Raw genomic sequence first — 5,678 nt, 5'->3', positions numbered from 1 at the left:
TATGCCTGTGTGCAAATGAAACTTGTAGAGTTGTATCAGAAAAAAACTCCAATCGTTATAATAGAAGATGGCCGTCAAACCAACTTCTATTAACGAGAGGAGTCCTGCTCATGTCGAGCGACAATAGTTTATCACATACAAGATGGAATTGTAAGTATCATATCGTATTTATTCCCAAATACAGAAGGAAAGTAGTGTATGGGAAATTAAGAAAAGATATAGGTGCTATTTTGAGAAAACTATGTGAAATGAAAGATGTAGAAATATTGGAAGCACATGCAATGCCAGATCATATTCACATGCTGGTCAAAATACCACCGAAAATGTCTGTTTCGTATTTCATGGGATATTTAAAAGGTAAAAGTTCCTTGATGATCCATGATAGACACGCAAATTTAAAATATAATCATGGAAACCGAACGTTTTGGGCGAAAGGATATTACGTAAGTACGGTGGGATTAAACGAAAAAACAATTGCAAAGTATATTCGAGAGCAAGAAGCAGAAGACCGTTTGCGAGATAATATGAGCAAACGAGAATACGTCGATCCATTTAAAGAAAAGTAGGGAGAGTAAACGGTTGGCGGTCAATTTAGAGGTCCCTTTAGGGGCTTCGTTGGTAAAGTGCCCTTATAGGGCGAAATTAAAACCGCCGGTTCTACCGGCGGATACTTACTTATTTTAATTACTACATTCTGCCTGAATCATTTTTGACCAGGGCAAGTATTGATCTAAGATTTCATGGCTTGTGATGCTTAAACAAATGGCGTTAGCTTTTGCTCCAGCTTCACTGACAGAAAAAAGCCAGTTTTTTTCTGATGAGGAACTTAAAAGGATTTTTGCATTATCCGATAATATTACCCTTACAAAGAGCCAACCGAATCCCTACATCCAGCTTGAGTTTCCAATGATGCTCCGAATCATGTATGGCTGCTGTTTGCGCGTAGGGGAAACTCTAGCTTTGAAGATGAAGGATATGGATCTCGATGGTGGAATCCTCATTCTAAAACAGACAAAAGGAGACAAGCAACGGCTAGTACCTATGCATGAGACTTTGACATCAATCTTGATTAGATACTGTTTAGTAATGGGGTTGATAGGAAAAGCCGAAGCATTACTGTTCCCCAGCGCAATACAGGAAGTACCACTTTCTGTAAAAGCTGCTCGTAATAAACTCAATACCATACTGAAATATGCCGGCATATCATTGAAAGGTATGGGAAAACGGGAACGTGGACCATGCCTTCACTGCCTGATGCATGTGTTTGCCTTTAAATACTTTGCAGAAGCTGAAAAGTCAGGGCGTTCGATTGACGCATCGGTTCCCTATTTATCTATATATCTGGGACATGACAGCCTTAAAGAAACGGAGAGTTATCTGAAATTCAGCAGCGAATTCTATCCTGAAGCTATGGAACTGTTTGAAGATTACACACTGCAGGTTTTCCCGGAGGTGTCTTATGACGAATAAAGCATCAGAATTCCCGATTTTCTGAACTGAAGACTGAAACTTTTGTCAAAAACATCAAAAGATTATCTAAGAAAAAAGAGAAGAAATGTTTTATGTTAAGACATACAGTAATTCTTCTCGGATAATGCGCCCAACAATTTGCGAAGGTAACGCCTTCCAACTTATCATAGCAGAATAACCATCACAAACAATCATTCCGGAATATCCTTTAATGAAACTTTCAAGGACAGATCGAGCACGTGATACTGAGCTTTGAAAGAGAGTCATGGTTGGACCTTGGCTTGGCACACTTCGATACACCCAATTATAGGGATTGGTTTGACCAGATTTCCCATCGGATCGGTTGAACCTTCTTTTAAAAAGTAAAACTCACCCTCGTTCAACGTTTCGTCAATCACTCTTATATTGATGAATCCTTCAAATCCCTTGCTTTCCATCACCTCAAGAGGGTTATCCTTTTTGTGTATATTTTTGATCTAAACGACAGTACCTTTGTATTCTATTTTAATTTTCCTTTATCGTGAAGCTGATTTAAGGTATCGTCATTGTCTCTTTTTTATGCAATTATGTGATTACATAGAAATTTCAATATATTGTAACAAATACCAAACAGACATATGTGGAAAAAGTTGTATTATAGTATTGAAGAATAAATTAATATATTCCGCTTACTTTGATGGTATCCATGCAAATGGTTATCAAATAAAAAACTATTAATAATAAGAATGGGGGTGAGAATATGAGTGAGGAAAAATATACTCTTGAAGACATTTTATCCGAAATTAAAACACAAAATGAATTGGCTAATGAAGATGAAGAATTAAAATTAGAACTATATTACCCAGGAACTGATATTTGTTAATTTTTTTCGGCTACAATTTTATTTTACCGCCACAATTGTGGCGGTAATTTTACAAAAAAATAATAGGTGAGGAAACTGTTCATGAACTCATATAAAAAAACCTTGTTATTATTTGGAACATATAGTGTGCTTACTTCTGTTTTATTCATCGATGCGATTTTTGCTCTTTTTGTTTTTAATCACGGTTTATCTATAACACAACTAATGCTAATAGGAACTGTCTCTGGTATAACCGTTATACTTATGGAAATTCCAGCAGGAATTATTAGTGATAAATACTCTAGAAAAGTGTCATTAATTATAAGTGTATTGTTAAGACTTATTAGTATTGTCTTTTATATCTTTGGTTCATTTTATGTGGGGTCAGTACTAATGGCATTAGGAGTAGTGTTTTTATCTGGAACGGATTCAGCATATTTATATGACATGATGAAAAAGTATAAACATGAAAATGAGTTTCAAGAAATTGACGGGAGAATTCGAGGCTATACATTTTATTATATGGGTTTTGCTGCGATTATTTCTGGCATCCTATATGGGGTAAATATTTATTTACCTTTTATTATGACTATTGGGACTTTTCTGTGTGCATTGATTATTTCAATAAATTTAGAGGACGAAGTGAGATATTCCCAAAATAATAGAAAAAAAGGGCATTTTGAAATAATTAAAACAAGTACACTTATTATTTTCAAAACAAATAAAGTATTGAATGCCACATTATCATTGGTATTAATTATGTCAGTTATACAGATAGTTAAAGCTTATGATCAGCCATTTATGTATGAAATACAAATAAGTAGTACTGAATTTGGTTTTATATTTTTTATATTGAATATCACTGCAGGGTTTTTCTCGAAAAGGAGTAAACAAATTTCATTAAAGCTTAAAGATTATACTAATCTGGTTTTGATTCTTGGGTTTAGTATACTAACTTTTATGCTCTATATCCTTGATAACTTTTGGGGGCTAATTATATTAGTAGCTTTAAGTGTGGTGCGAGGAATAGCAAGTCCGTATTTTTACACCAAATTAAATGATAATATTCCATCGGAAAACAGAGCGACAATCTTATCATGTGCAAGTTTACTCATTAGTTTATTCGTTGCTTTAATATCACCTTTAACAGGATTAATTGCTGATAACTTTGGATTGAAGTTTACTTATCTATCAATTTCCTGCCTAATTATCGTCTTTTCTACTATTTTATTTTTGAAAAATAAATTTAATATAAAGAAAAATGAGATTGTGAGGGATACATATGAAAATTAATTTAAACCCAGAGGTAAAAAAACTTAAACCTGAGGTTACTCAATGCAAAGTTATGCAAAAAGGAAAAAAAATAAATGGAGACAAAAAAGCATTAAAGAAAAAAGATGCGGAAAAATAAATTTGCAACAAAGTGGTTCCACTATTTTTTTTTACTCTATTTTCAAAATCAAGTGGAAAAATTCCAATTTTTAAATTATTTTATTTTGGAGTTGATTATTGTTGAAATACAAAATATTAAATAAGGATGAGTATCTAATTGAAATAGGCAAGTTACTTTACGTTGTTAACGGTGTTTGTCAACATAGTTGTCGCATTTAGTTACTTTAGTGTTGTGTTCAGTCAAGGCTACCGCGCTACGCTTGCTGGCCTGATGATTTGAATGGAAAGGAAATCCATTCTTTCCATTCAAATCATCAGGGAATAAAGTGTATTAAGGCGGACTCAACGTTACCTTTTTCCCTCATCACGCATTGGATTAAGTGCTACTTTTTCAATAGGTGTCCAATTTCTTAGACTCCTCGCCCAGCGTTCTGGATGCTTCGCTTTTGCGGCTTCATATACGTCTTTTCTCTTTGTCAATATGGTTACGTGTTCTCCGGCATGACACTGTGCCGGTGTTACATAATTCAGCCCACTATGCAGATGAATATGATTATACCAATGGACAAATTGGTGTGCCCATTGTCTGGCTTCTTCAAGTGAGGTAAAGCCCTTATGCGGATAATCAGGGCGGTATTTAAGTGTTCGAAACATGGCTTCTGAATAAGGATTATCATTGCTTACACGTGGTCTTGAAAAGGAACTTTGGATCCCCAACTTCTCAAGTAAACTTAAAAAGGTCTCAGCTTTCATCGGACTCCCATTGTCTGAATGCAACACCAGTGGTGCCCCTTGGATTTTCTCATTAATGACTGCTTTTTTTACAAGTGATTCAGCGTGTGTCGCTTCTTCCTTTTCCCATACTTCCCACCCAACTGCTTTTCTACTAAATAGATCGAGTATTAAATAGAGGCGATAATACAAGCCTTTCACAGGTCCACCAAGCCACGTAATATCCCATGTCCACACCTGATTTGGCGATGTGGCCAGATGACTCTCGGGGATTCTTCGTGTTGGCTTTTGACTACGTCCACGGTGGTGTTGCATCTTTCCTTCACGTAAAACACGGTAAAACGTAGATTCTGACGCAATATATGTTCCTTTATCCGCAAGCTTTGGGACAATTTGTGTCGGCGGTAAGTCGGCATATTCTTCTTGTGTAACAACCTCGAGTATTTCCTTTTTCTCTTCCTCGGACAACTTATTTTTTGGAACAGGTCTTTTCGCAAAGGGACGCTGATCGACCTTAACCTTACCATCTGCCACCCAGCGCTCGTAGGTTCGTACACTAATATAAAGTTCCTCACAAGCCTTCGCTAACCGCGCACCATTTTGATTGGCTTCTTGGATGAGTTCTACAGCTAATGCGCGATTTGATGGGCTAATCATTCTTCCTCGTCGTCCCCCCAAATCGCTTGGGCCTTTTTTCTAAGTAATAATAACGCCGCAGCTTCCGCTAATGCTTTCTCCTTCTTTTGAAGATCTTTTTCTAACTGTTTTGCCCGTTTCTGTTCTTCCTTTAACGCACCAGATAACTGCTTTGATTGATCAAATACTTGTCCGTTTGCCTGGAGACAAACAGATCGCCATAATTCAATCTGTTCACGGTACAAACCCTTTTTACGACAGTATTCAGCCAATTCCGTTTCGTTCATCGCAAAGGTCTCCATCACGATTAAAAACTTATCTTGACTGGTCCATTTGTCACTTGTTTGTCCATTGCCAGGCGTTGCCACACCAGCTTCACGTGCAGCCTTACGCCACTTGTACAACGTTGGTTCTGTGATGCCTTCTTCCTTCGAGATAGTAGCCACTGATTCGTTATGTGGTGGCATCATTCGTTTAACAATTGCCTCTTTTTGTTCCTTCGAGTATCGTACTCCATTTTTTCTTTCATATCGATCGACCTCCGTGTTATTTACTTAAAGTATAACACTAAAGTATCGTACGACATCTATCCTAACAGAGGGGGTTA

General features: G+C 36.5%; 6 protein-coding genes and 1 pseudogene. 5 read left to right on the top strand and 2 right to left on the bottom strand.

What is annotated here, in order from left to right:
- Positions 1–110 precede the first annotated feature (110 nt).
- Both tnpA and ADJ83_RS23330 read left to right on the top strand, forming a co-directional pair.
- Complete coding sequence (gene tnpA, locus ADJ83_RS23335; RefSeq protein ID WP_031538471.1) at positions 111–566, top strand: IS200/IS605 family transposase; 456 nt, start codon at positions 111–113, stop codon at positions 564–566.
- A 184-nt stretch (positions 567–750) separates the two neighbouring features.
- Positions 751–1,470, top strand: a complete 720-nt coding sequence (locus ADJ83_RS23330; RefSeq protein WP_051641031.1) for a tyrosine-type recombinase/integrase — start codon at positions 751–753, stop codon at positions 1,468–1,470.
- Between the two features lie 115 nt (positions 1,471–1,585).
- Here ADJ83_RS23330 and ADJ83_RS23325 read toward each other — a convergent pair.
- A pseudogene (locus ADJ83_RS23325) lies at positions 1,586–1,815 on the bottom strand (IS66 family transposase); the annotation flags it as partial.
- Positions 1,816–2,209: 394 nt separating this feature from the next.
- Here ADJ83_RS23325 and ADJ83_RS26630 point away from each other — a divergent pair.
- The 3 genes from ADJ83_RS26630 to ADJ83_RS26625 all read left to right on the top strand — a co-directional run bounded on the left by ADJ83_RS26630 (position 2,210) and on the right by ADJ83_RS26625 (position 3,722).
- Positions 2,210–2,332, top strand: coding sequence for a hypothetical protein (locus ADJ83_RS26630; protein ID WP_268817979.1), 123 nt, complete (start codon positions 2,210–2,212; stop codon positions 2,330–2,332).
- 81 nt (positions 2,333–2,413) lie between these two features.
- Positions 2,414–3,604 (top strand): MFS transporter, encoded by a 1,191-nt coding sequence (locus tag ADJ83_RS23320; RefSeq protein ID WP_031540127.1) that lies wholly within the window; start codon positions 2,414–2,416, stop codon positions 3,602–3,604.
- Positions 3,594–3,722 (top strand): hypothetical protein, encoded by a 129-nt coding sequence (locus ADJ83_RS26625; RefSeq protein WP_268817980.1) that lies wholly within the window; start codon positions 3,594–3,596, stop codon positions 3,720–3,722. Before ADJ83_RS23320 ends, ADJ83_RS26625 begins: the two co-directional genes overlap by 11 nt.
- A 329-nt stretch (positions 3,723–4,051) precedes the next feature.
- Here ADJ83_RS26625 and ADJ83_RS23315 read toward each other — a convergent pair.
- A protein-coding gene (locus ADJ83_RS23315; RefSeq protein ID WP_239687095.1) for an IS3 family transposase occupies positions 4,052–5,541 on the bottom strand; the annotation gives its coding sequence in 2 pieces (ribosomal slippage) (positions 4,052–5,124 and positions 5,124–5,541; 1,491 coding nt in all).
- Positions 5,542–5,678 lie beyond the last annotated feature (137 nt).

The sequence above is a fragment of the Bacillus sp. 522_BSPC genome, assembly GCF_001076885.1.
In the GTDB taxonomy this organism is placed as follows: Bacteria; Bacillota; Bacilli; order Bacillales; family Cytobacillaceae; genus Niallia; species Niallia hominis.
The sequence above is the reverse complement of the archived record's forward strand: the minus strand, read 5'-3'. Positions and strand labels throughout refer to the sequence as shown.